This is a genomic window from Parvibaculum sp. (assembly GCF_040882025.1).
Lineage (GTDB): Bacteria > Pseudomonadota > Alphaproteobacteria > Parvibaculales > Parvibaculaceae > Parvibaculum.
The window spans coordinates 1-20,314 of the sequence record NZ_JBBECC010000138.1 but is presented as its reverse complement, the minus strand read 5'-3'; the positions used below and the strand labels follow the sequence as shown (position 1 = coordinate 20,314).

Genomic DNA, 20,314 nt, shown 5'->3' with positions numbered 1-20,314 from the left:
CGACCTTGTGGGGCTTGAACACATGCAGCGTCATCGCGCTGTTGCCGTCGCGGGCAATTTCGAGGGCGCGGTCGAACTCGACGCGCGGCGCGGCGAAGGGAATTATCTTAATGGTGGCAAGCATTTGTCGCGCGGCGACGGTTTCGTAGGGTGCCAGCGTCGCCACCGTGATCGCCTCGCCGATGGCGTTGATCGCGGTGATACGCGCGGCGTCGATTTCGACGATGCCGGCTTCTTCCGCATAGAGATTGGCGCGGCCGGTGAAGGGCGCCGCGGCGCGAATATCCTTTCCTGCCAAGGCCTTGGCGAGTACTTCCGCCGCTTCGTCCTCCGCCACATCGTCCGCTTCGAGGCGCGCCGCGATGACGGTTGCAACGCCCGCCGCCTTCAGCGCGGCGACGTCGGCGGTGCTTAAGTGCCTGCCTTTCTTGAAGGTTTCGCTGCCCACTTTCCGCGAATGGGCAAGGATCGCGCCTTCGGCTTCATCGGGTGTCATCTCGCCGAAGATCATTGGCGCAGGCTCCCCGTGATCTCGGCCATGATCGAAATGGCGATCTCGGCGGGGCTTTTTGCGCCGATGGAAAGACCGACAGGCCCGTGAATGCGTGCAATATCAATGTCTTCGAAGCCCGCCTCCTTCAGCCGGGCGACGCGGGCGGCATGCGTCTTCTTCGAGCCGAGGGAGCCGATATAGAAGGCCGCGCTTTTCAGCGCAGCTTGAAGTGCCGGGTCGTCGAGCTTCGGGTCGTGGGTCAGCGTGACGATCGCCGTGCGCGTGTCGGGTGCAAGCGCTGCCATCGCCTCGTCGGGCCAGTCGTGACGCAAGTCGATGTCCGGAAAGCGGTTTTCGGAAGCGAACGAGGTGCGCGGATCGATCACTGTCACGTCGTAGCCGGCGAGCGCTGCCATGCGTGTCAGCGGTTGTGCGATGTGAACGGCGCCGACGACAATGAGGCGAAGCGGCGGGTTGAACGGGTTGAGGAACCAGTCGCCGTCGGGGCCGGTAACGATGGCCGCGCGGTCGCTCACCATGACCTCATGCGATGCTTTAATTAACCAGTTTTTTTCATGTTTTTCAGTTGGATAGAGAAGTTTTTCGATTCCATCCGTTAACCTTGTCGCCAGCACCACAGTGCGCTTGGCGGCACGATCCTTGACCAGTTGCGCGAGGATTCCAGCGTTCATCTCAGCCTGTTACCGGTTCGACCATGACGCGGATGCGGCCGCCGCAGGCGAGCCCCACTTCCCACGCCATTGCGTCGGAGACGCCGTATTCGAGTATCTCCGGTTTACCGCTCGTCAGTGTTTCAAGCGCGCGTGTCACCACGTCGCCTTCGATGCAGCCACCAGATACGGAACCCACGAAGCTGCCATCCTCGCGGATCGCCAGCTGGCTGCCGACGGGGCGCGGTGCGGAACCCCAAGTTTCAATGACGGTTGCGAGCGCGACCTTGCGGCCTTGTGCCCGCCAGTTGGCCGCCTCCTCCAACACATTGTCGTCGCTGGTGTTTTTGCCGTTCACGCGGCTTTCCTTTCGGGCTTCGGTGCAGCGGAAAGCGCCTCGATCAACGCCGTCAGCGAGGCAATGCTGTGGACCGGGCGGAACTCGTCGACATGTGGCAACAGCGCCCTGATACCCAATGATTTCGGTTCGAAGCGCTCGTAACGCAAGAGGGGGTTCAGCCAAATGAGTCGCCGCGCGCGCCGGTGCAGCCGCGCGATTTCGGGGCCGACGCCTTCGCCCGCGTCGCGGTCGAGCCCGTCGGTCACCAAGAGAACCGTCGCGCCCTGGCCTAAAACCCGCCGCGCCCAGTCGATATTGAAGCGGCGCAGCGTTTCGCCGATCCGGGTGCCGCCATCCCAGTCCTCGACCTTCGCGGCGACGCGCGCCAGTGCCTCGTCAACATCGCGGTGCCTCAGCTCGCGCGTAACGTTGGTCAGGCGCGTGCCGAACAGGAAGACATGCACGCGGTCGCGATCATTGGTCAGCGCGTGCAAAAAGTGAAGGAAGACACGGCTGTAGGTCGACATCGACCCGGAGATATCGCAGAGCACGACCAGCGGCGGGCGGCGCTGGCGGAAGTCGCGGCGCTTCAGCGGGATGACGCCGCCGGCGCGCAGGCTCGCCCGCAGGGTAGCGCGCATGTCGATCATCGGTCCGCGCGCGGCGGGCCTCGTGCGGCGGATGCGGGCGTCGTCATGGACGAGGCGCAGGCGGGCGATGGCGGCTTTGGCTTCGGCTAGTTCGGCGACCGACATCTGCTCGAAGTCCTTGGCGCGCAACAGTTCTTCGGCTGAAAAGGTGTCGCTGCGATCGATTTCGAGATCGGGCTCGGCTGTTTCGCGTGGCTTGCCGTCGCCGAACAGCGCCTCGGCGAGCCGGCGGCTTTGCTCCCCGCGCGAGGCATTGGGAGGCGTTTCGAGTTCGGGCAGCATCAGCGCCATCATCCGGTCGAGCAGCTTCGGATCGCGCCAGAAAACATGGAAGGCCTGATCGAAGATGTGATGCTGCTCGCGGCGTTTCACCAGCGTCGCGTGGAGCGTCCAGTAGAAATCGGATCGGGGGCCAATGCCGGCCACCTCGACCGCCTCGACCGCGTCGAGGACCTGGCGCGGGCCGACGGGCAATCCGGCGCGCCGCAATACGCGGGCGAAGTGGACGATATTTTCGGCAAGCCGGCCCATGTCAATCGGCGGCCTGCGCCGCCATCCTGATTTCTTCCAGCAAGCGTGCGGCCTCGCTGCCGACCACGCGGGCGATGTCGTCCTGGTATTTCAGCAGCGCGCCCAGCGTGTCGTTGACCAGCTGCTTGTCGAGGGCGACGGCATCGAGCGCGGTCAGGGCTTCCGCCCAGTCGATCGTTTCGGCGATGCCGGGGCTCTTGTAGAGGTCCAGCCCGCGCAAGGCCTGTACAAAGGCGACGATGTCGCGCGAGAGGTTCTCGGGCACCTTCGGGGCTTTCAGCTTCAGGATTGCCAGTTCGCGTGCCGCATCGGGGTAGTCGACCCAGTGGAAGAGGCAGCGGCGCTTTAGGGCGTCGTGGATTTCACGGGTGCGGTTCGACGTCACGATGACGATGGGCGGTTTGGCCGCCTTGATGGTGCCGATCTCGGGGACCGTCACCTGAAAATCCGAAAGGACTTCAAGCAGATAGGCCTCGAAAGGTTCGTCGGTGCGGTCGAGCTCGTCGATCAGCAGCACTGGCGGGCCTTCGACGGCCGGTTCCAGTGCCTGAAGGATAGGCCGGCGGATCAGGAAGCGTTCGGAGAAGACATCCTTGCCGAGTTCGGTTCGATCCTCGACGCCTTCGGCCTCGGCCAGACGGATCTCGATCATCTGCGCCTGATAGTTCCACTCATAGACGGCCGCGGCCGTGTCGAGCCCTTCATAGCATTGCAGGCGGATCAGGCGGCGGCCCAGCGCCTCGGCCAGAACCTTGGCGATTTCGGTCTTGCCGACGCCTGCCTCGCCCTCGAGCAGCAGCGGACGCCCCATCTTGAGCGCAAGGAAAACCACGGTCGCGAGCGAGCGGTCGGCAACATAGGCGCCGCGCGCCAGCAACTCGACGGTCTCGTCGATGGAAGAGGGAGTGTCTGTCATGGAGAGAATGTAGTCGCTCGGAGGCTAGAGGCAAAGCGGGCTCTGGCGACGGATTTCCGCGCGATTCTGGACGAACAAGGGAGAGATTCAGGGGGGGTAGCCTGATCCAATTTCCCTATCGGTCGATGGATGACGTTCGCCTGATCTTCTGTTGTAGAAGCATGATGCCGTAGAGAAGCGCCTCGGCGGTGGGCGGGCAGCCGGGAACATAGACATCGACAGGGACGATCCTGTCGCAGCCGCGCACAACCGAATAGGAGTAATGGTAGTAGCCGCCGCCGTTGGCGCAGGAGCCCATGGAGATGACATAGCGCGGCTCGGGCATCTGGTCGTAGACCCTGCGGAGCGCCGGGGCCATCTTGTTGGTGAGCGTACCAGCCACGATCATGAGATCCGCCTGACGCGGCGAACCGGGAAGCGCCATGCCGAACCGCTCGAAGTCATCGCGTGGTCCGAACATCTGCATCATCTCGACGGCGCAGCAGGCGAGCCCGAAGGCAAGTTCGTGCAGAGAACCTGTTCGTGCCCAAGCGAATACATCGGCGAGCGTGGTGACCAGAAACCCGCGATCTGCGAGTGCGTCGTCAAGCGCTCCGAACTCGAAGGCGGGAGTGGGCGTCGTCTCGGTTTTGTCCTGAAGCGGCGTAATAGACGAATTAGTGCCTCCCACCTAGGCCTCCCGATCAGTGTGCTGTTGGGCAGATTTACATGGTCCGGGATCGGTCTATAGAACGATTGCGACACGGCCACTCATGTTGCCGGGGTGGGACGGCAGGCATATGTTTTGGGCATGAGCGACAAGATTACCCCGGATGCGAGTTTGGCGCTGGCAGGGTCGATGGGCCTTGCCAGAGCGAAAATGCTTTATCCGCGCCCGGAGCTTGCAGGGCTCATCCCTTTCGTTTTCGTTCGGGACACGCGCGGTGCCCAGCTTTCGTTCTCGCAACGGTTTAATTATTTCGCGGCAAGCCCCCTGTGCGCGCTAAGTTTCAGTCTGACCGGCGTCGGACATGTGCTGACCGCCAAGGAGGATTTTCTCGAACCGCGAAACGGGTGGGTGCCGCCCGCCCTATGCTTCGTCGGACCCCATCCAAAGCCCATGGCCAGCTGGAATCCGGGCGACGTGCACGGCATGATCGTTTGTTTCTACCCCGACGCATTCAGGATGCTCACGGGCACCAATCTATCAGACTACAAACAACGCTATATCCCGATGGAAGATGTCGTGGGTGGTGCGTTGTTGGAGGCGGCGCAGCGGGTATTGGAACCGGGAAGCGTGGCCGAGCGGTTCGATCGCCTTCAGGACGTTCTTACGCACCAATGGAAAGAGAAGCGTCCTCAGGCTTCCGGCATTGCGAACCGCGTCGCAGATTGGGTGCGTCTGACTATAATGCGGGCGGCCATGTCGCCAACAGGCAAGAGTCTTCGTCAGTTCGAGAGACGCCTCAAAGGCCTCGCTGGCATGTCCAAGCGCGAGTTGGAAGCTCATGCGAAGGCCGAGGAAACTTTTGCATTGGCTTTGAAGGCGCAAAAAGAAGAGGAATTTGATCTTGCGGACATTGCCGCTAATGCCGGATTTGCGGACCAGTCTCATATGGGTCGCCTGGCCAGGCGCATTACCGGCCATTCGCCTGAAAAGCTCATGCATGCGATCGAGGCGGAGGAAGCCTATTGGTCATATAGGCTGGTGGGCGCGCATATTCTGAATCGATAGATTGGAAGTCGATGATCCCCCCACCCGAATTGCCGGGCAATCCGGGTGGGGGCGCTTAGCCGGCCGCCGCGACGGCGCGCTTGGCCATGACCGTGACCAGATGTGCCCGGTACTCGGCCGTGCCGTGGAGGTCGGCATTCAGGCCCTTGGCCGGCACCTTGATGGCGGCGACCGCATCGGGCGACCAGTTTTTGTTCAGGGCGTCTTCCATTTCCCTGACGCGGAACACGCCGTTCTGCCCCGCGCCGGTGACGGCCACGCGGACACCCCAAGGTCCTCTCGCAACGAAGACGCCGACCATGGCGTAGCGGGAGGCCGGGTTGGGGAATTTCATATAGGCGGCCTTCTCCGGGTGCGGGAAGGTGATTTCCTTGACGATCTCACCGTCCTGCAGCGCCGTTTCGAACATGCCCTTGAAGAACTCGTCGGCTTCGATCAGGCGTTTGGTGGTGTGGATCTTGGCATCGAGCGCGAGGCAGGCCGCCGGATAGTCGGATGCCGGGTCGTTATTGGCGATCGAGCCACCGATCGTGCCCATGTGGCGGACGGCCGGGTCGCCGATCCCTTCGGCCAACGATGCCAGTGCCGGGTTGTGCCTTTTCACATCGGCCGACTGCGCCACCGTTGCATGTTTTGTCGCCGCGCCGATCATCACCGCGTCGCCTTCGGCGCGAATGAAGGCGAGTTCCTTCAGGCTGCCGATGTCGATCAGGTCGCTCGGCATGGCGAGGCGCTGTTTCAGCGTCGGGATCAGCGTCTGGCCGCCGGCAAGGAGTTTTGGGTCGTCAGCCTGAGCGAGCATGGCCTCGGCCTCGGCCAGCGTTTTGGGACGTGCATAGTTAAACTGATACATGAGGCTCTCCTTATTCGGCGGCGGCGCGCGGGCGAGACTGGATCGCCGCCCAGACGCGGGCCGGGGTCGCCGGCATTTCGATGTCGCGAACGCCCAACGCATCCGTGATGGCATTGATGATGGCCGGCGGCGAGGCGATGGCGCCTGCCTCACCGCAGCCCTTCATGCCGAGCGGGTTGGACGGGCAGACGGTTTTCGTGAAACCGAGATTGAAGCTCGGCAGGTCGTCGGCCCGGGGCATGCAGTAATCCATGTAGGAGCCGGTAACGAGCTGGCCGGATTCCTGATCGTAGATGCCGTGTTCGAGCAGTGCCTGACCGACGCCCTGCGCGATGCCGCCATGGACCTGCCCCTCGACGATCATCGGGTTGATGATCGTGCCAAAATCGTCGACCGCGACGAAATTGACAATGCGCGTAACGCCGGTGTCGGGGTCGATCTCGACCTCACAAATATGGCAGCCGGCAGGAAAGGTGAAGTTTGTCGGGTCGTAGAAGGCGCCTTCCTTGAGGCCGGGTTCGATCTCGGCCGAGGGGAAACCATGCGCCGTATAGGCAGAAAGCGCGAGCTGCGCCCAGGGTAGCGTTTTGTCCGTACCTTGCACGGTGAACGTGCCGTTCTCGAAAACGATGTCCTCGACGGCCGCTTCCATCAGGTGGGCGGCAATCTTTTTTGCCTTCGTTTCGATCTTGTCGAGCGCCTTGACGATGGCGCTCATGCCGACCGCGCCGGAACGCGAGCCATAAGTGCCCATGCCGAACTGCACCTTGTCGGTGTCACCGTGGACGATCTCGACCTGCTCCATCGGGATGCCGAGGCGCGAGGCGACAAGCTGGGCGAAGGTGGTTTCATGGCCCTGGCCATGGCTGTGCGAACCGGTCAGCACCTCGACATTGCCTGTCGGGTTGACGCGCACCTCGGCGCTTTCCCAGAGGCCAACGCCCGCGCCAAGTGAGCCGACGGCGGCCGATGGTGCGATGCCACAGGCCTCGATGTAGGAGGAAAAGCCGAGACCTCTGAGCTTGCCTCGTTTGGCCGCTTCGGCCTTGCGAGCCGGAAAACCCTTGCGATCGATGGCCTCCAGCGCGGCGTCAAGCGAGGCTTCATAGTCGCCAGCATCGTAAGCCATGATGACCGGTGTCTGGTGCGGGAACTCGCGGATGAAATTGCGGCGGCGGATTTCAGCCGGATCGATGCCGGTTTCGCGCGCCGCCGTTTCGACGATGCGCTCCACGAGATACGTGGCTTCAGGACGGCCGGCACCGCGATAGGCGTCGACGGGCGCCGTGTGGGTGTAGACGCCGTCGACCTCGACGTAGATTGCCGGGATGTCGTACTGGCCCGATAACAGCGTTCCATAGAGATAAGTCGGCACCGAGGCCGAGAAGGTGGAGAGATAGGCGCCGAGATTGGCGACAGTCTTGACGCGCAGGGCGAGGAACTTGCCGTTCTTGTCGAGCGCCAGTTCGGCATGGCTCAGATGGTCGCGGCCATGTGCGTCGGACAGGAAAGCCTCGGACCGGTCCGCCGTCCATTTGATCGGGTGGCCGACCTTGGCGGCGGCCCAAATGCAGGCCGTTTCCTCGGCATAGATGAAAATTTTTGAACCGAAGCCACCGCCGACGTCCGGCGCGATGACGCGTAGCTTGTGTTCCGGCGCTACGCCGACAAAGGCCGAGAGCACCAGCCGGGCAACGTGAGGGTTCTGGCTTGTGGTGTGCAGCGTGTAGGTGCCGCTTCCCTTGTCGTACTCGCCAAGGGCGGCGCGGGGTTCCATGGCGTTCGGGATCAGGCGGTTGTTGGTCAGGTCGAGCTTGACGATTCTGTCGGCCTTCGCGAAGGCGGCTTCGGTTTCAGGCTTGTTGCCGAGTTCCCATTCAAAACAAGTGTTTAGCGGTGCTTCAGGGTGGACCTGCGGCGCGGTTTTCGACTGGCACGTCGCGAGCGCAACGGCGGCGGGCAGGGTTTCGTAGTCAACATCGATCAATTCGGATGCCGCGCGTGCGTCGGCCAGCGTTTCGGCGACGATCATCGCGACGTGATCGCCGACATAGCGCACTGTATCAACGGCGAGGATCGGATGTGGGCCCACCTTCATCGGTGTGCCGTCCTTCGACGAAACCGTCCAACCGCAGATCAGGCCGCCGAGCCCGTCATCGGTGACATGCTTGCCGGTGAAGATCGCGAGGACGCCGGCCGCTGCTTCGGCGGCCTTCGTGTCGATCTTGCGGATTTTCGCGTGGGCATGCGGCGAGCGCAGGAAGTAAGCCCATGTCTGGCGGGGACGGGCAATGTCGTCGGTATAGTGGCCGTTTCCGGTGATGAAGCGGAAATCTTCCTTGCGGCGAACCGGCTGGCCGATGCCTTCGCCCATGGCTGCGTTCGACATGGAACTCCTCCCTGAGTTTCCGCGGTCGTATCGTTCAGCGCATCTCCTGCGATGCGGCGAGGATGGCTTTCACAATATTGTGGTAGCCGGTGCAGCGGCAGATGTTGCCCTCGAGCTCCTCGCGCACTGTCTTTTCATCGAGGTTTGGCCGGCGGCGGATCAGGTCTACCGCCGTCATGATCATGCCCGGCGTACAGAAGCCACATTGCAGGCCGTGATGCTCGCGAAAGGCCTGTTGCACAGGATGCAAATCGCCGTTCTTTGCCAGACCTTCAATCGTCACGACATCAGTGCCTTCCGCCTGGGCGGCCAGCATGGTGCAGGATTTGACTGCATGACCATCGACATGGACGACGCAGGCACCGCACTGGCTGGTGTCGCAGCCGACATGGGTGCCGGTGAGCCCCAATTGCTCGCGGATGAAATGGACAAGCAGCGTGCGCGCTTCGATATCGGCGCTTGCCGGCTTGCCGTTGACGGTCATGGCGACAACGGGCATGCGCAACCTCCCTGAAAGACGTAGGGCCTCAAATTCGAATTGCCGGAGTTTTCCGCCGCGCGAGGCCGTTTGGTGGAGTCTCGGCTCTCGGCCGCGCGAGGTCAAGCGCGACCCGGGCGGATCAGAAGCCGAAGATCCAGACCAAGACAACGAGAATGAGTATCACCGCCGGACCCCAGACCCAGGGCGACAGGCTCAGGCCGGCCTCTTCGTCCGGCACCAAGGGGACACCGGTGGGCGAAATGGCATCGCGGTCCGGCGATTTCGTCGGAATTCCATGTGTCATCTCATCAACCAGTTCAGGCATTTGGTCGGCTGCGGGCGCGATTTTCGAGCCCCCGGCCAGAGCCGAGAAGTTGTCGAAGAACTCCTCGGCCATTCTCGATGCGGTCGAGTCGATGAAGCGTTGGCCGATCTGGGCGAGCTTGCCGCCGACCTGGGCGCTGACGGAATAGGAAAGGATGGTGCCGCCGCCCTCAGCTTCCGTCAGGTTGACTTGTGCCGAGCCCTTGGCAAAGCCGGCGGCGCCGCCGTTGCCCTCGCCAGAAATCGTGTAACCGTTCGGCGGATCGATGTTGGTCAGTTTGACCTTGCCTTTGAAACGAGCACTGACCGGGCCGACCTTGGCCTTGGCCACAGCCTCGAATTCATCATCCGCGGTTTTCTCGACCGATTCCGCGCCGGGAATCGATTTCAGCAGCACATCGGCGTCGTTGAGCGCCGCCCAGACGTCCTCGCGTGAGGCGGGAATCTTGTATTCGCCGGACATTTCCATCAGGGACGTCTCCTTCGTGGCGCTGTTGCGGAGCGGCGCAGTTCCTATACGTAGGTCAGGACAAGCGTGGTGCCAAGCAGGATGGCAATCCACAGCACCATCGAGCCGGTGGGCCATGTGCGAGCCAGGATTCCCTGCGGGCCATGGGCGCGGTAGATGCCGGTGAGGAAAACGTCGAGACGCCGCCGCCCGACCAGCGTTGTCCAGCGCCAGGTGGCGTCTATGAAGGCCGATAGCGCGCGCAAGACGGCCGGCACCAGGCGCCGGTAGGTCCAGTCGGTGTCAAGATTGATCGAGCGGAACTCTGCCGGGTAGAGGCCGGTACGCATCAGTATGGCGAATGCGAGGCCCGCAAAGAACAAGAGCTGCAGTTGCGTGACCACATGGGTCGTAGTGTAGGGCTGATAATCGACAACGTAAGGCAGGATGCCATAGAGCGTCGACGGGAACACGCCGAGGCCGACGCAGAGCGCGGCCGTCAGCCCCATAGCGAGGAGCATATGTGGCGGTGCTTCTTTCACACGATGACCCGCATCGTGCGCGAAAAAAGTGAAATACGGAATTTTGATGCCGGAATGCTCGAGGACGCCGACCGAGGCGACGACGAGCCCGATCCAGACGAAATAGTGACCGGTGTTCGCGCTTGCCGAAAGAATGAGGCTTTTTGAAATGAACCCCGAGAACAGCGGGAAAGCAGAGATAGACAGCGCGCCGACAACGCAAAAAATCATCGTCAGGGGCATCGACTTGTAGAGACCGCCGAGCTCAGACGCCTTGGCGGTCCCGGTCCGGTACATCACCGCGCCGATACTCATGAACAGCAATGCCTTGTAGAGAATGTGACAGAAGGCGTGAGCGACAGTGCCGTTGAGCGCAAGCGGCGTTCCGATGCCGATGCCCACGACCATGAAGCCCAGCTGGTTGTTGAGGCTGTAGGCAAGGACGCGGCGCAGGTTGTTTTCGACGGCTGCGAAGAAGACCGGAAACAGCGTCATCGTGACGCCAATATAAATGAGAAGCTCGGCGCCGGGGAAACCGCGCGCCAGCGCGTAGACGGCGAGTTTGGTTGTAAACGCCGAAAGTGTCACCGTGCCCGTGATGGTTGCGGCCGGGTAAGCATCCTGCAACCAGTTATGCAGTAGCGGGAAGGCGCATTTGATGCCAAAGGCGACGAAGATCGCCCATGTCGCGAGGCTGCCGAGTTCCATCTTGTTGAAGGCGACGGATCCCGTTTCGAGATAGAGCAAGATCACACCTGCAAGCAGAAGCACGCCCGAGCCGATCTGTACGATGAGATATCGGAGTCCTGTCGCATAAGCACCCTCGGTGCGCCGTGCCCAGATGAGGAAGACCGACGCGAGAGCTGTGCCTTCCCAGAACACGAAAAGAGTGACGAGATCGGCGGCAAAGACCGCGCCGATGGCCGAGCCCGCATAGAGAACGCTCGCAATCTGCTGGACCGTGTCGCGGACTTGCCATGCGTAGATCGTCGTCAGGAAAGCCGCGAGCGAGAAGATGAAGCCGAAAACATACGAAAGCGCATCGAGCCGCATGAGGCCGATCTGCATGCCCATGAGATTGAAGACGCCGTGATTGCCATAAGGCAGGTTCCAGAAGACGGCGGCTCCGGCAATCGGCACCAGCAGCATGGCGGCCATCCGCCATGTGCCTTGCGGGATGAACGGCAGCAGCAGCGCGGCGGCGATATAGACAAAAGCCGGGTTCATCAGATCAGGCATGTGGGCGGGCCTCCCGCACATCCGGCGCATCCGGGGCGCTGCCGGCGGCGCGCTCATCCTCGGTGTCGGTGGCTAGCGGTTCGTAGTATCCCTCGGGACGCCGTACAAACAGTCGCAATCCCCTCGCGAGCAGAACGACTGCCGCATAGACGACGAAACCGAATACGCCGTAGATCGCGGGATACTGCTCGACCGGGAAATAGCCGTGCTTGTGATAGATGAAATCTGCTAAGGCGAGTCCGGCACACAGGGCTGCGAGTGCCCAGACCAGACCGGTCACGTTGCGCGGATTATCGGTCCAGAGCAGCCGGCGGGCGAGCCAAGGGAGTTGCGCGCGGTCATCCTTGCCGCTGCGCGGGCTGCTGTTGATGCTGCCTGTCATGGCGTGCTCTCCGGCAAAATCGGAATGTTGAGCAGGAAATCATAGAGACCGCCCACCATGAAGAAGAGGACGATGCAGCCGAATGCCGTCACGCAGATCGGAATGAGGCAGAGCAGCGGTGCCTCCTCAATCTTGTCATCGGTGGCCGCCGCCGCGGCGCCAAGCGAATGCGCGTGGGCGCCAGACGGCGCGATGAAAAAGGCGCGCGCCGGGATCGGTAACAGATAGGCGACGTTCAGTAGCGAGCTCAGCATCAGCACAACGATAATCGCGAGCTGACCCGCATCCGCTGCGGCCAGTATCAGGTACCACTTGCTCCAGGCGCCCGCGAGAGGTGGCAAGCCGACAATGCTCAACGCGGCAACGGTGAAGGCGATGAAAGTGAAGGGCATCTTGCGCCCCAATCCGTCGAGCTCACTGATTTTCGTCTTGCGGGCCGCGACGTAGATTGCGCCAGCGCACATGAAGAGCGTAATTTTGCCGAGGGCATGCGTTGCGATGTGCATCGAGCCGCCGATGACGCCCATCTGATTCGCCAAAGCCACGCCGAGCGTGATGTAGGAGAGCTGGCTGACGGTCGAATAAGCCAGCCGCGCTTTCAGGTCGTCTTTCGTCAATGCGATGACGGAGGCGATCAGGATCGAGGCGGCGGCAAGCCATATCAACCAGTCCGAAGCGCCAGTCTTTGACAGGAAGCCGACGCCAAAGATGTAGGTGCCAACCTTCAGCATGGTGAAAACGCCGGCTTTTACGACGGCAACCGCATGAAGAAGCGCGCTGACCGGCGTCGGTGCGACCATGGCGGCGGGCAGCCAGCGATGGAAGGGCATCAAGGCGGCCTTGCCGATGCCGAATGCAAAGAGCGCCAGCAAGAATGGCGCGAAGGATGGATCGAGTTTGCCGTCGAGGATGCCGCCGGCGCGGAAGTCGAGCGTGCCGGCAATGTTCCAGACCCAGACGATGCCGACCAGCAGGAAGGCAATCGAGGTTGTCATCAGGATCGCAAGATAGATGCGCGCCCCGGCGCGCGCTTCCGGCGTTTCCTTGTGGGCGACCAATGGGTAGGTCGAGATCGTCAGGATTTCGTAGAAGATGAACAGCGTGAAGAGATTCGCCGAGAAGGCGATGCCGAGGGCGCCGGAGATCGCTATGGCAAAGCAGATGTAGAAGCGTGTCTGCTTTTTCTCGCCGGCGCCGCGCATGTAGCCGATCGAATAAATCGCGGTGACGATCCAGAGTCCCGACGCCACGATGGCGAACAACATGCCGAGCGGTTCAATTGCGAAAGCAAGCAGCAGGCCCGGCATCACTTCAAAAAGCGCGATCTCGGGCCGCGCACCTTCCATGACCGATCCGAGAAGTGTCAGCACCGCGATGAACGTAGCGACGGCGGCCGCGACGCTGGCGCCGTCACGCAGATCGGGGCGGTTGCCGAGCGCGGCGATCAGGAAGATGACGCCGGCCGGAATGAAGATCGCAAACAGGAGGATTGTGTTGTCAGTCATTTTATGCGCCTCACTGCCACATCATATTGGAGGCACTAATCAGGGCTGTCGCGGCGCGGCTGGCCGCGGCGGTGGTGAGCGCAGCATAGCCGCCGAAGAAGACCGAGAGCGCTGCAAGACCCCATGTCGGCAGCAGCATCCAGAGCGGCGCCTCCTTGCGCAAGACGCCTTCCGGCGATGGCTGCAGATAGGCCGTTTCGACGACACGCCATATGTAAACGACGGCGAGTAGCGACGAAGCCATGATCAGTAGTGCGACCGGCCACCAGTTCAGCTCCAGTGCCGCGAGCACGAGATACCACTTGCTGACGAATCCGACCGTCAACGGCAACCCAATAAGGCTCAGGCCGGCCACGACAAAGGCTGCGGTCGTCCACGGCATGTCGCGGCCAATGCCGCGAAGGCTCGAAATGGAACTCGTGCCGGTTGCGAATATGTAGCAGCCGGCGACCATGAAAAGGGCACCCTTGGTGACGGCGTGATTGAACAAGTGGATCACCGACGCCATCAGGCCGGTATGCGAGAGGAAGGCGAGGCCGAGCAGCATATAACCGACCTGCGCGATGCTCGAATAGGCCAGCATCCGCTTCAGGTCGTCCTGGAACATTGCGACAATGGAGGCCGCAAACATCGCGACGATCGCCAACGGCAACACGACATGGCGAAGCGTTGCGGCCTGAAAGTCGTAGTCGAATCCGAAAACCGTGAACATGAAGCGCAACAACACATAGATCGCGACCTTTGTCGCGGTCGCGGCGATGAAGGCGGTCACGGCGGACGGTGCGAAGCTATAAGCGTTCGGCAACCAAAGATGCAGAGGGAACATTGCAAGCTTCAGGCCGACGCCGATCAGGATAAAGACGAATCCCATGCGCAAGGTGCGGCTGTCGCCATGCTCGGCTATGCGTTGCGCCAAGTCGGCCAGGTTCAGCGTGCCCGTGATCATGTAGAGCATGCCGATGCCGATGACGAAGAAGGTCGCACCGACTGTTCCCATGATCAGGTAGTTGTAGGCGGCGGTCAGAGCGCGCTTGTTGCGCTCGGCGCCGGTTGCGATCAACGCATAGGTCGAAAGCGAAGAAATCTCGAGGAAGACGAATATGTTGAAGGCGTCGCCCGTGGTGGTGACGCCGAGAAGGCCGGTCAGGCAGAGCAGGAACGCCGAATAGAAGAGCGGTTGGCGTTCCTCCGAAATTTCGCGGGCGACGCTCGCCCGTGCGTAGGGCAGGACGAAAAGTGCGATGCCCGAGACCACCAGCAGCACAAAGGCATTCAGAATATCGACGCGGTACTCGATGCCGATGGGCGGGGCCCAGTTTCCCATTCGATAGGAAATGATCGTGCCTTCAAGCGTAACGACGAAGAGCGAAACGGCGACGGCAAACGCAAGCAGGACGGCCGCCATCGCCAATGCCCATGCGCGCGTACCCCGACCCAATATGGCGCATATGGGCGCCGCCAGCATCGGCAGAATAACCTGCAATGCCGGCAGGTTCGTTTCGATCATCGCCAGCATCAACGTTCGCTCCCGGTGGCCGAAGCCGTGGCCGTGGCGTCCATTTCAAGTTCCAGCGCGATGATTTCGTCTTCCTCGACCGTGCCGTAGGTTTCGCGGATACGCACGACGAGCGCCAGCGCCAGCGCCGTCGTTGCAATGCCTACGACAATGGCGGTCAGGATCAAGACATGCGGCAGCGGGTTGGAGTAGATGGTGCCGGGTTCGCCGGTAAGGATCGGTGCGGTGCCACCGACGATCTTGCCCATCGAGATATAGAGGAGGAAAACCGAAGTCTGGAAGATGTTGAGCCCGACGATTTTCTTGACCAGATTGCCACGGCTTACGGTGATGTAGAGGCCCGTCATCATCAGGACCACGAACATCCAGTAATTGTAGTGCGTCAGGACGAACTCGAAATCGAAGACGATCTCCTCCATCACCAGTCCTCGTCCTTGATCGGCGGATTGCGCGAGGCGAAGGCAACGAAGATCGCTACCATCACAGCGGCAACGGTCGTGCCGACGCCGAGTTCGACGGCGAAGATGCCCCATTCCTGGGCATGAACCGGGTTGGCGGCGAGTGCGTTGTAGCCGAGATAGGCGTCGCCGAGCAGCATCGTGACCACGCCGGTACCGGCATAGATCAGCACTCCAAGCGCGGCGAGGATACGGAGCAGGCGCGGCGGAAGGATGTCGGTCATCGTCTCGACGCCGAAAACCAGCGCGTAGAGAATAAAGGCAACGGCGAAAATGACGCCGGCCTGAAAGCCGCCGCCCGGTCCATATTCGCCATGGAACTGGACATAGAGCGCATAGAGCAGGATTGGTGGTATCAACAATTTCGAAACCACGCGAAGGATCGAATGATGTTCCATGAAATCAATCCTTCTTTCGCTCGCCAGTCACATCGCCAAGCCGGCGCGACCTGCCGCCTCCGCCGAGCAGGAGCAACACAGCAATGCCGGCGGTGAAGACCACGACAACCTCACCCAGCGTATCGAAGCCGCGATAGCTTGCGAGTACGGCGGCGACGGTGTTGGGGATGCCGATTTCGACGGGTGTTCGCTTGAGGTAGTCAGGCGCGACGTGGGTTTGCACCGGGCTGTCGGCGGCGCCGAACGGCGGCATGTCGAGCGTGCCGTAGATCAACGCTGCGCCGGCGATCGCGCATACAAGCAGTGGCAGGAAAGCCGAATGCGTCACGGGCTTTTCCTCTCGCACCGTGAGCGCCAGGGCGCCGAGCATCAATACCGTCGAGATGCCGGCGCCTACTGCGGCCTCCGTGAACGCGACGTCCATTGCATCGAGCGTTACGAAGAGCCCGGCCGACAACAGGCTGAAAACGCCGGCCAGCATGACGACAGCAAACAAATTGCGCAGCCGCGTGATGGCGATGGCGGTCAACACCAGAAAGAGAAACAGGAGGATGTCGATGACGGCGATGCCGACAAGCCCGGCGTTCATGATTGCCTCTCCTCGCCAAGGACGCCGGCAGACTCGTTTTTGCGAAGCCTGACCGGACGCAACCCGGCGGTGAAAGCCGCGTTGACGACAGCATGGGTTGCTGTGGGGCTGGTGACAAAGAGAAAAAGGCCGATCAGGAGCAATTTGAGCGAGGCTTGCGTCAGGCCGGCCTGCAGGATCATCCCGAAGACGATCAGCTCGGCGCCGACGGTGTCGATGATGCCTGCCGCATGAACGCGCGCCCAGATGTCGGGAAGGCGGATCATGCCGAAGGCGCCAATCAGCAAGAAAGCGAGACCGACCGCGAAGGAAATCCCGCTCGCAATGTCGAGAACGAGGTCGAGCGTGATGTCCATGACTACTCCCCGGCCATAGATGAGCGGCGGCCGAGCGCGCGATAGCGGAAAAATTTCAAAATCGCAATCGTTGCGACGAAATTTATCAGCGCATAGAGAATGGAGATGTCGAGAAAGTCGGGACGCTCGGTGATGAAGCCCAGGAGCCCAAGCAGCAGCACCGTCAACGTGCCGAACGTGTTGACCGCCAGGACACGGTCATAGAGAGTCGGCCCTGCAAACAGGCGGATCAGCACCATCATCATGGCAACGAAGAGCGCTGCGGCTGTCGCGAGAAGCATCGTCATGTCACCACGCCTCGATTTCGGCGACGCGACGGCCCATTTCGGCAAATCCCTCGGAATCCGCGGCGCCTTCCGTCAGCGCGTGAACGAGAAAGAGGCCCGGTCGTGTTTCGACAGTAACCGTGCCAGGGGTCAATGTGATTGAATTGGCGAATATAACGTGACCCATGTCGCTCTTCTGGGCGGCGGGCACCGCGATCAACTGCTGATGAAGCGGCATTTCGCGTGCTAGAATAACCTTGGAAACAGCAACGGCCGACTTGAAAATTTCGCCGCCCAGCCAACCCCAGTAGAGCAGCAGCGCTGGCCGCAGCTGGATCGGAACAGCTTCATCATCCAGCAGTCTCATCCGGAAGGCCAGATAGACCGTTAGAAGGCAGGAAAAGACGCCCAGCGTCAGCAGGAATGGTTTGAAGAACCCTGACAAAGCCAGCCAGAGAGCGAACAACGCCACCGACAGACTGACCGCTTTTGCCATGTTTCCTCTTACTTGCTGACGGGCAGACGCCACGGCTACTCAGCCCCCAGACCGAAAGCCGCATACCTTGAAAAGTTTGATAAGGACGCCCGTTCGCCGACGGCCACAATCCCTCACGATGTCGCCAATATGCAAGCGGCGGTGGCCGAGAGCAAGAAAGACTGGCTCGATGCAGCCGAAAGTCCGACCTTTCGGCCCACTTTCAATAATTAACGGACACTGTTATAGTGAATAATCCATAGTGGGGGGTCCTGGGGAGGAACCACGGGCCAGTGATAAATTCCGGGTCGGCCAATACTTGAGGCCATTTCAGTTTGACCGCTCGGACGTCGATCGTGGTGGGGATGGAAGAGCGGTTAGAAATCTCGGCGGATTCTGTCGGTGTGTCATTTGAAGTCACCGGCGTGGTCAAGTGGTTCGATGCGGTCAAAGGGTACGGCTTCATCATTCCCGATGACGGGCGCGATGACGTGCTCGTACATTTATCCTGCCTCAAGCAGATGGGTCTCGATGCGCTTGACGAGGGCGCAACGGTTACGTGCGAGGTGGTGCGGCGACCGAAGGGCAACCAAGCCGTACGAGTGATCGATGTCGACGAGACGACCGCGATCAAACCGGCTGGCGTCGCTGCGCGATCAATCAGCCGCTCTGCGATATCGGATGTGGTGCCCATAGGGGATTTCGAGACGGCCATCGTCAAGTGGTTCAATCGAGCTCGCGGATACGGGTTTGTGACGCGCGGTGAGGGTACGCCGGACATTTTTATCCATATGGAGACGCTGCGTCGGCACGGCGTTCGCGATTTGTTGCCTGGCCAACAGGTGCAGGTTCGCTTTGGGGAGGGCCCAAAAGGGCTTATGGTCGCCGAGATCGCGCCGGAAACTCCGTCCGGCGACTAAGTCCTTCCCAATCATTTTTATGGAAGCGGTGGCCTCCGTGAGCACCTCCGCTCAACCCGGTAGTTCCGCAATCAACATGGCCGATAGTGAAGACGACAATCCGCCTGAAGGTTTCGAACCTTCCGCCGGCAGGGGACCTTATACGAGCCACAACGGCCCATTCTTTCACAAGGTTACCGGCGAAGGCTTTGTTCATGGCGTGAGAGTAAAGAAGCGCCACTGTAATTCACGCGGGATCACACATGGCGGCATGCTGATGGCTTTTGCCGACGGCTTGCTCGGCACGGCGGTTTGGCGTGCGACGCAGACGGCTGCGTTGACGGTTCGAATGAACAGCGATTTTTTGTCATCGGCGCGGCCCGGTGAGTGGCTCGAAGGGACGGCGCGAGTGACCAGGGCGACCCGGTCGGTCGCGTTTTGCGAGGCGGAGCTCTATGTTGGGCTGCGGCCGGTGCTGAAAGCGACGGGCGTCTTCAAGCTGATGCAGCGGCGCAAAAACAAAGCTTAAACACCTGCCGGAAGGGTTGCGAGAGACTGTCCGGCGAGGTATTGCAGGCCGGATCGCTCCCTCCGGATATCAGAAAACGAGCGACAGTCGGGGCGTAGCGCAGCCTGGTAGCGCATCTGCTTTGGGAGCAGAGGGTCGCAAGTTCGAATCTTGCCGCCCCGACCATTTTTTCTTCTCGCTCGATCAGGCCGCGCGAGGTATCGCTGTTTCAATGTCGGTTCGATCAAGCCACCATGCGCGGGCGGCCAATCTTTCGATGGCGTGCGTCGGCCAGAGCGGCATGCCCCTTTGAGAGACGGACCCTGTCAGATCGAGCACACATTCGATGTCGAGCCGGTTGAAGCCTCTGGAAGCGAGAAGCGCGGTTGCAGCCTCGCGGTCGAGATAGCGGTCCATGGGCGAGTTCCCTTGTTTTTTTGGGATATTTGGGACGACGCAACAGCGTCACGCCAACCCCAGCGGTGATTGTATTGTTGCTTGCAAATTCGGCGGTTTTAGGGCGATAAGAATAAAGTTACGCGACGTTCCCCATACGGTCGGGGATTATGGTTCAGGGGCAGCAATTGACGCGTGCGCGCATTCACAAACCGGCCAAGACAGCGATGCAATCGGGGCGGGCCAATACAAAAAGATGGGTGCTCGATTTCGAGCCTGCCAGCGCGCGCAAGGTCGAGCCGCTGATGGGCTGGACAAGCTCGAGCGATATGAATTCGCAGGTGACGCTTCGCTTCGACAGCAAGGAAGAGGCGATCGCCTATGCCGAGAAGCTTGGACTCGACTATCAGCTTTATGAACCGAAGACGCGACGCCGCTCGATCAAGGCCTATGCCGACAACTTCAAATATGGTCGGCAAGGACTCTGGACCCACTAGCCTCACCCGGCGTCCCGATCCCGTAGCTCAACCGGATAGAGCAACAGATTTCTAATCTGTCGGTTGCAGGTTCGAGTCCTGCCGGGATCGCCATGGGCTTTCCTATCTTGAGAGGCAATGCCGATGAAGGTTGTCTTCGATCCGCACCAAAAGCATCATTATCCCCGCCACTTTCTCGTCAACGGCATCGTAGAGGCCAATCCCGAAGTTCCGGAGCGGGCTGACCGGCTTCTGGCCGGTGCGCGTCAGGCAGGGCTCGATCATGTCGTCCCGAGGGACGACTATAGCCTCGATCATGTTTCAGCGGTCCACACGCCCGAGTATGTGGCCTTTCTCGCGACCGTCCACGAGCGCTGGATGCGGATAGAAGGCGGTTCCGATGAGGTTGTGCCTGGCAATCATCCCGACCGGCGGGGCGGCGCCTATCCCCTATCGGTGGTGGCGCAAGCCGGCTACCACATGGCGGATGGGGCCTGCCCGATCGCCGCAGGTAGTTGGG

Annotated in this window: 24 protein-coding genes, 2 tRNA genes and 2 pseudogenes; 7 read left to right on the top strand and 21 right to left on the bottom strand. The window is 61.2% G+C overall.

Annotated features, from left to right (window positions below; genetic code table 11):
- From WEB61_RS10020 to WEB61_RS09995, 6 genes and pseudogenes are all read right to left on the bottom strand, one after another.
- Positions 1-511 (bottom strand): annotated as a pseudogene (locus WEB61_RS10020) (4-diphosphocytidyl-2C-methyl-D-erythritol kinase); the annotation flags it as partial.
- Positions 508-1,185 (bottom strand): XdhC family protein, encoded by a 678-nt coding sequence (locus WEB61_RS10015; protein WP_368064193.1) that lies wholly within the window; start codon positions 1,183-1,185, stop codon positions 508-510. The gene WEB61_RS10015 and the pseudogene WEB61_RS10020, both read right to left, overlap by 4 nt.
- A gap of 1 nt (position 1,186) precedes the next feature.
- Positions 1,187-1,522 (bottom strand): XdhC family protein, encoded by a 336-nt coding sequence (locus WEB61_RS10010; RefSeq protein ID WP_368064192.1) that lies wholly within the window; start codon positions 1,520-1,522, stop codon positions 1,187-1,189.
- A complete protein-coding gene (locus tag WEB61_RS10005) occupies positions 1,519-2,685 on the bottom strand; it encodes a VWA domain-containing protein (RefSeq protein ID WP_368064191.1) in 1,167 nt (388 codons plus the stop codon). Before WEB61_RS10005 ends, WEB61_RS10010 begins: the two co-directional genes overlap by 4 nt.
- Before the next feature lies 1 nt (position 2,686).
- Positions 2,687-3,601, bottom strand: coding sequence for an AAA family ATPase (locus tag WEB61_RS10000; protein WP_368064190.1), 915 nt, complete (start codon positions 3,599-3,601; stop codon positions 2,687-2,689).
- 115 nt (positions 3,602-3,716) lie between these two features.
- The gene (locus WEB61_RS09995) at positions 3,717-4,250 is read right to left on the bottom strand and encodes an NADH-quinone oxidoreductase subunit B family protein (protein WP_368064197.1); all 534 of its coding nucleotides are present in this window, start codon (positions 4,248-4,250) and stop codon (positions 3,717-3,719) included.
- 141 nt (positions 4,251-4,391) lie between these two features.
- On the opposite strand from WEB61_RS09995, the gene WEB61_RS09990 reads away from it, so the two are divergent.
- Positions 4,392-5,315 carry a helix-turn-helix domain-containing protein gene (locus tag WEB61_RS09990; RefSeq protein ID WP_368064189.1) on the top strand — a complete coding sequence of 308 codons (924 nt, stop codon included), beginning with the start codon at positions 4,392-4,394 and terminating at the stop codon, positions 5,313-5,315.
- Between the two features lie 55 nt (positions 5,316-5,370).
- Here the strand turns inward: WEB61_RS09990 and WEB61_RS09985 are convergent, their stop codons facing one another.
- The 14 genes from WEB61_RS09985 to WEB61_RS09920 all read right to left on the bottom strand — a co-directional run bounded on the left by WEB61_RS09985 (position 5,371) and on the right by WEB61_RS09920 (position 17,536).
- Positions 5,371-6,168 (bottom strand): xanthine dehydrogenase family protein subunit M, encoded by a 798-nt coding sequence (locus WEB61_RS09985; RefSeq protein ID WP_368064188.1) that lies wholly within the window; start codon positions 6,166-6,168, stop codon positions 5,371-5,373.
- 10 nt (positions 6,169-6,178) lie between these two features.
- On the bottom strand, positions 6,179-8,542 hold the full coding sequence (locus WEB61_RS09980) for a xanthine dehydrogenase family protein molybdopterin-binding subunit (protein ID WP_368064196.1): 2,364 nt from the start codon (positions 8,540-8,542) through the stop codon (positions 6,179-6,181).
- A 49-nt stretch (positions 8,543-8,591) separates the two neighbouring features.
- Entirely contained in the window at positions 8,592-9,056 is a 465-nt protein-coding gene (locus WEB61_RS09975; RefSeq protein WP_368064187.1) for a (2Fe-2S)-binding protein, read from the bottom strand.
- Between the two features lie 121 nt (positions 9,057-9,177).
- Positions 9,178-9,831 carry a carbon monoxide dehydrogenase subunit G gene (locus WEB61_RS09970; RefSeq protein WP_368064186.1) on the bottom strand — a complete coding sequence of 218 codons (654 nt, stop codon included), beginning with the start codon at positions 9,829-9,831 and terminating at the stop codon, positions 9,178-9,180.
- A 44-nt stretch (positions 9,832-9,875) separates the two neighbouring features.
- Positions 9,876-11,570: a Na(+)/H(+) antiporter subunit D gene (locus WEB61_RS09965; protein WP_368064185.1), complete on the bottom strand. Its 1,695-nt coding sequence runs from the start codon at positions 11,568-11,570 to the stop codon at positions 9,876-9,878.
- Positions 11,563-11,952, bottom strand: a complete 390-nt coding sequence (locus WEB61_RS09960) for a hypothetical protein (protein ID WP_368064184.1) — start codon at positions 11,950-11,952, stop codon at positions 11,563-11,565. Before WEB61_RS09960 ends, WEB61_RS09965 begins: the two co-directional genes overlap by 8 nt.
- On the bottom strand, positions 11,949-13,457 hold the full coding sequence (locus WEB61_RS09955; protein ID WP_368064183.1) for a monovalent cation/H+ antiporter subunit D family protein: 1,509 nt from the start codon (positions 13,455-13,457) through the stop codon (positions 11,949-11,951). The genes WEB61_RS09960 and WEB61_RS09955 overlap by 4 nt, the downstream gene beginning before the upstream one ends.
- A 10-nt stretch (positions 13,458-13,467) precedes the next feature.
- Entirely contained in the window at positions 13,468-14,973 is a 1,506-nt protein-coding gene (locus WEB61_RS09950; RefSeq protein WP_368064182.1) for a monovalent cation/H+ antiporter subunit D family protein, read from the bottom strand.
- A complete protein-coding gene (locus WEB61_RS09945; RefSeq protein ID WP_368064195.1) occupies positions 14,973-15,392 on the bottom strand; it encodes a cation:proton antiporter subunit C in 420 nt (139 codons plus the stop codon). Before WEB61_RS09945 ends, WEB61_RS09950 begins: the two co-directional genes overlap by 1 nt.
- Positions 15,392-15,829, bottom strand: coding sequence for a Na(+)/H(+) antiporter subunit B (locus tag WEB61_RS09940; RefSeq protein ID WP_368064181.1), 438 nt, complete (start codon positions 15,827-15,829; stop codon positions 15,392-15,394). The genes WEB61_RS09945 and WEB61_RS09940 overlap by 1 nt, the downstream gene beginning before the upstream one ends.
- A 4-nt stretch (positions 15,830-15,833) precedes the next feature.
- Positions 15,834-16,418, bottom strand: coding sequence for a DUF4040 domain-containing protein (locus WEB61_RS09935; RefSeq protein WP_368064180.1), 585 nt, complete (start codon positions 16,416-16,418; stop codon positions 15,834-15,836).
- Entirely contained in the window at positions 16,415-16,774 is a 360-nt protein-coding gene (gene mnhG, locus WEB61_RS09930) for a monovalent cation/H(+) antiporter subunit G (protein ID WP_368064179.1), read from the bottom strand. The genes WEB61_RS09935 and mnhG overlap by 4 nt, the downstream gene beginning before the upstream one ends.
- Positions 16,775-16,776: 2 nt before the next feature.
- The gene (locus WEB61_RS09925; RefSeq protein WP_368064178.1) at positions 16,777-17,061 is read right to left on the bottom strand and encodes a monovalent cation/H+ antiporter complex subunit F; all 285 of its coding nucleotides are present in this window, start codon (positions 17,059-17,061) and stop codon (positions 16,777-16,779) included.
- Position 17,062: 1 nt separating this feature from the next.
- Positions 17,063-17,536 (bottom strand): Na+/H+ antiporter subunit E, encoded by a 474-nt coding sequence (locus tag WEB61_RS09920; protein ID WP_368064177.1) that lies wholly within the window; start codon positions 17,534-17,536, stop codon positions 17,063-17,065.
- Positions 17,537-17,880: 344 nt separating this feature from the next.
- On the opposite strand from WEB61_RS09920, the gene WEB61_RS09915 reads away from it, so the two are divergent.
- The 3 genes from WEB61_RS09915 to WEB61_RS09905 all read left to right on the top strand — a co-directional run bounded on the left by WEB61_RS09915 (position 17,881) and on the right by WEB61_RS09905 (position 19,108).
- Positions 17,881-18,435, top strand: coding sequence for a cold-shock protein (locus tag WEB61_RS09915; RefSeq protein ID WP_368064194.1), 555 nt, complete (start codon positions 17,881-17,883; stop codon positions 18,433-18,435).
- Positions 18,436-18,472: 37 nt separating this feature from the next.
- Entirely contained in the window at positions 18,473-18,943 is a 471-nt protein-coding gene (locus tag WEB61_RS09910) for a PaaI family thioesterase (RefSeq protein WP_368064176.1), read from the top strand.
- Between the two features lie 88 nt (positions 18,944-19,031).
- Positions 19,032-19,108 (top strand) — tRNA-Pro (locus WEB61_RS09905).
- Positions 19,109-19,126: 18 nt separating this feature from the next.
- Here WEB61_RS09905 and WEB61_RS09900 read toward each other — a convergent pair.
- Positions 19,127-19,339 (bottom strand): hypothetical protein, encoded by a 213-nt coding sequence (locus WEB61_RS09900; RefSeq protein ID WP_368064175.1) that lies wholly within the window; start codon positions 19,337-19,339, stop codon positions 19,127-19,129.
- 167 nt (positions 19,340-19,506) lie between these two features.
- Between WEB61_RS09900 and WEB61_RS09895 the strand changes: the two genes are divergently transcribed.
- From WEB61_RS09895 to WEB61_RS09885, 3 genes and pseudogenes are all read left to right on the top strand, one after another.
- On the top strand, positions 19,507-19,815 hold the full coding sequence (locus tag WEB61_RS09895) for an ETC complex I subunit (RefSeq protein WP_368064174.1): 309 nt from the start codon (positions 19,507-19,509) through the stop codon (positions 19,813-19,815).
- A 16-nt stretch (positions 19,816-19,831) separates the two neighbouring features.
- Positions 19,832-19,908 (top strand) — tRNA-Arg (locus WEB61_RS09890).
- A gap of 24 nt (positions 19,909-19,932) precedes the next feature.
- Positions 19,933-20,314, top strand: a pseudogene (locus WEB61_RS09885) (histone deacetylase family protein); the annotation flags it as partial.

Excerpts from the sequence above, each read along its gene's own strand:
- WEB61_RS10015 (WP_368064193.1), bottom strand. The coding sequence starts at position 1,185 with ATGAACGCTGGAATCCTCGCGCAACTGGTCAAGGATCGTGCCGCCAAG.
- WEB61_RS10005 (WP_368064191.1), bottom strand. The coding sequence starts at position 2,685 with ATGGGCCGGCTTGCCGAAAATATCGTCCACTTCGCCCGCGTATTGCGG.
- WEB61_RS10000 (WP_368064190.1), bottom strand. The coding sequence starts at position 3,601 with ATGACAGACACTCCCTCTTCCATCGACGAGACCGTCGAGTTGCTGGCG.
- WEB61_RS09990 (WP_368064189.1), top strand. The coding sequence starts at position 4,392 with ATGAGCGACAAGATTACCCCGGATGCGAGTTTGGCGCTGGCAGGGTCG.
- WEB61_RS09985 (WP_368064188.1), bottom strand. The coding sequence starts at position 6,168 with ATGTATCAGTTTAACTATGCACGTCCCAAAACGCTGGCCGAGGCCGAG.
- WEB61_RS09980 (WP_368064196.1), bottom strand. The coding sequence starts at position 8,542 with ATGGGCGAAGGCATCGGCCAGCCGGTTCGCCGCAAGGAAGATTTCCGC.
- WEB61_RS09975 (WP_368064187.1), bottom strand. The coding sequence starts at position 9,056 with ATGCCCGTTGTCGCCATGACCGTCAACGGCAAGCCGGCAAGCGCCGAT.
- WEB61_RS09970 (WP_368064186.1), bottom strand. The coding sequence starts at position 9,831 with ATGGAAATGTCCGGCGAATACAAGATTCCCGCCTCACGCGAGGACGTC.
- WEB61_RS09965 (WP_368064185.1), bottom strand. The coding sequence starts at position 11,570 with ATGCCTGATCTGATGAACCCGGCTTTTGTCTATATCGCCGCCGCGCTG.
- WEB61_RS09960 (WP_368064184.1), bottom strand. The coding sequence starts at position 11,952 with ATGACAGGCAGCATCAACAGCAGCCCGCGCAGCGGCAAGGATGACCGC.
- WEB61_RS09955 (WP_368064183.1), bottom strand. The coding sequence starts at position 13,457 with ATGACTGACAACACAATCCTCCTGTTTGCGATCTTCATTCCGGCCGGC.
- WEB61_RS09950 (WP_368064182.1), bottom strand. The coding sequence starts at position 14,973 with ATGCTGGCGATGATCGAAACGAACCTGCCGGCATTGCAGGTTATTCTG.
- WEB61_RS09945 (WP_368064195.1), bottom strand. The coding sequence starts at position 15,392 with ATGGAGGAGATCGTCTTCGATTTCGAGTTCGTCCTGACGCACTACAAT.
- WEB61_RS09940 (WP_368064181.1), bottom strand. The coding sequence starts at position 15,829 with ATGGAACATCATTCGATCCTTCGCGTGGTTTCGAAATTGTTGATACCA.
- WEB61_RS09935 (WP_368064180.1), bottom strand. The coding sequence starts at position 16,418 with ATGAACGCCGGGCTTGTCGGCATCGCCGTCATCGACATCCTCCTGTTT.
- mnhG (WP_368064179.1), bottom strand. The coding sequence starts at position 16,774 with ATGGACATCACGCTCGACCTCGTTCTCGACATTGCGAGCGGGATTTCC.
- WEB61_RS09925 (WP_368064178.1), bottom strand. The coding sequence starts at position 17,061 with ATGACGATGCTTCTCGCGACAGCCGCAGCGCTCTTCGTTGCCATGATG.
- WEB61_RS09920 (WP_368064177.1), bottom strand. The coding sequence starts at position 17,536 with ATGGCAAAAGCGGTCAGTCTGTCGGTGGCGTTGTTCGCTCTCTGGCTG.
- WEB61_RS09915 (WP_368064194.1), top strand. The coding sequence starts at position 17,881 with ATGGAAGAGCGGTTAGAAATCTCGGCGGATTCTGTCGGTGTGTCATTT.
- WEB61_RS09900 (WP_368064175.1), bottom strand. The coding sequence starts at position 19,339 with ATGGACCGCTATCTCGACCGCGAGGCTGCAACCGCGCTTCTCGCTTCC.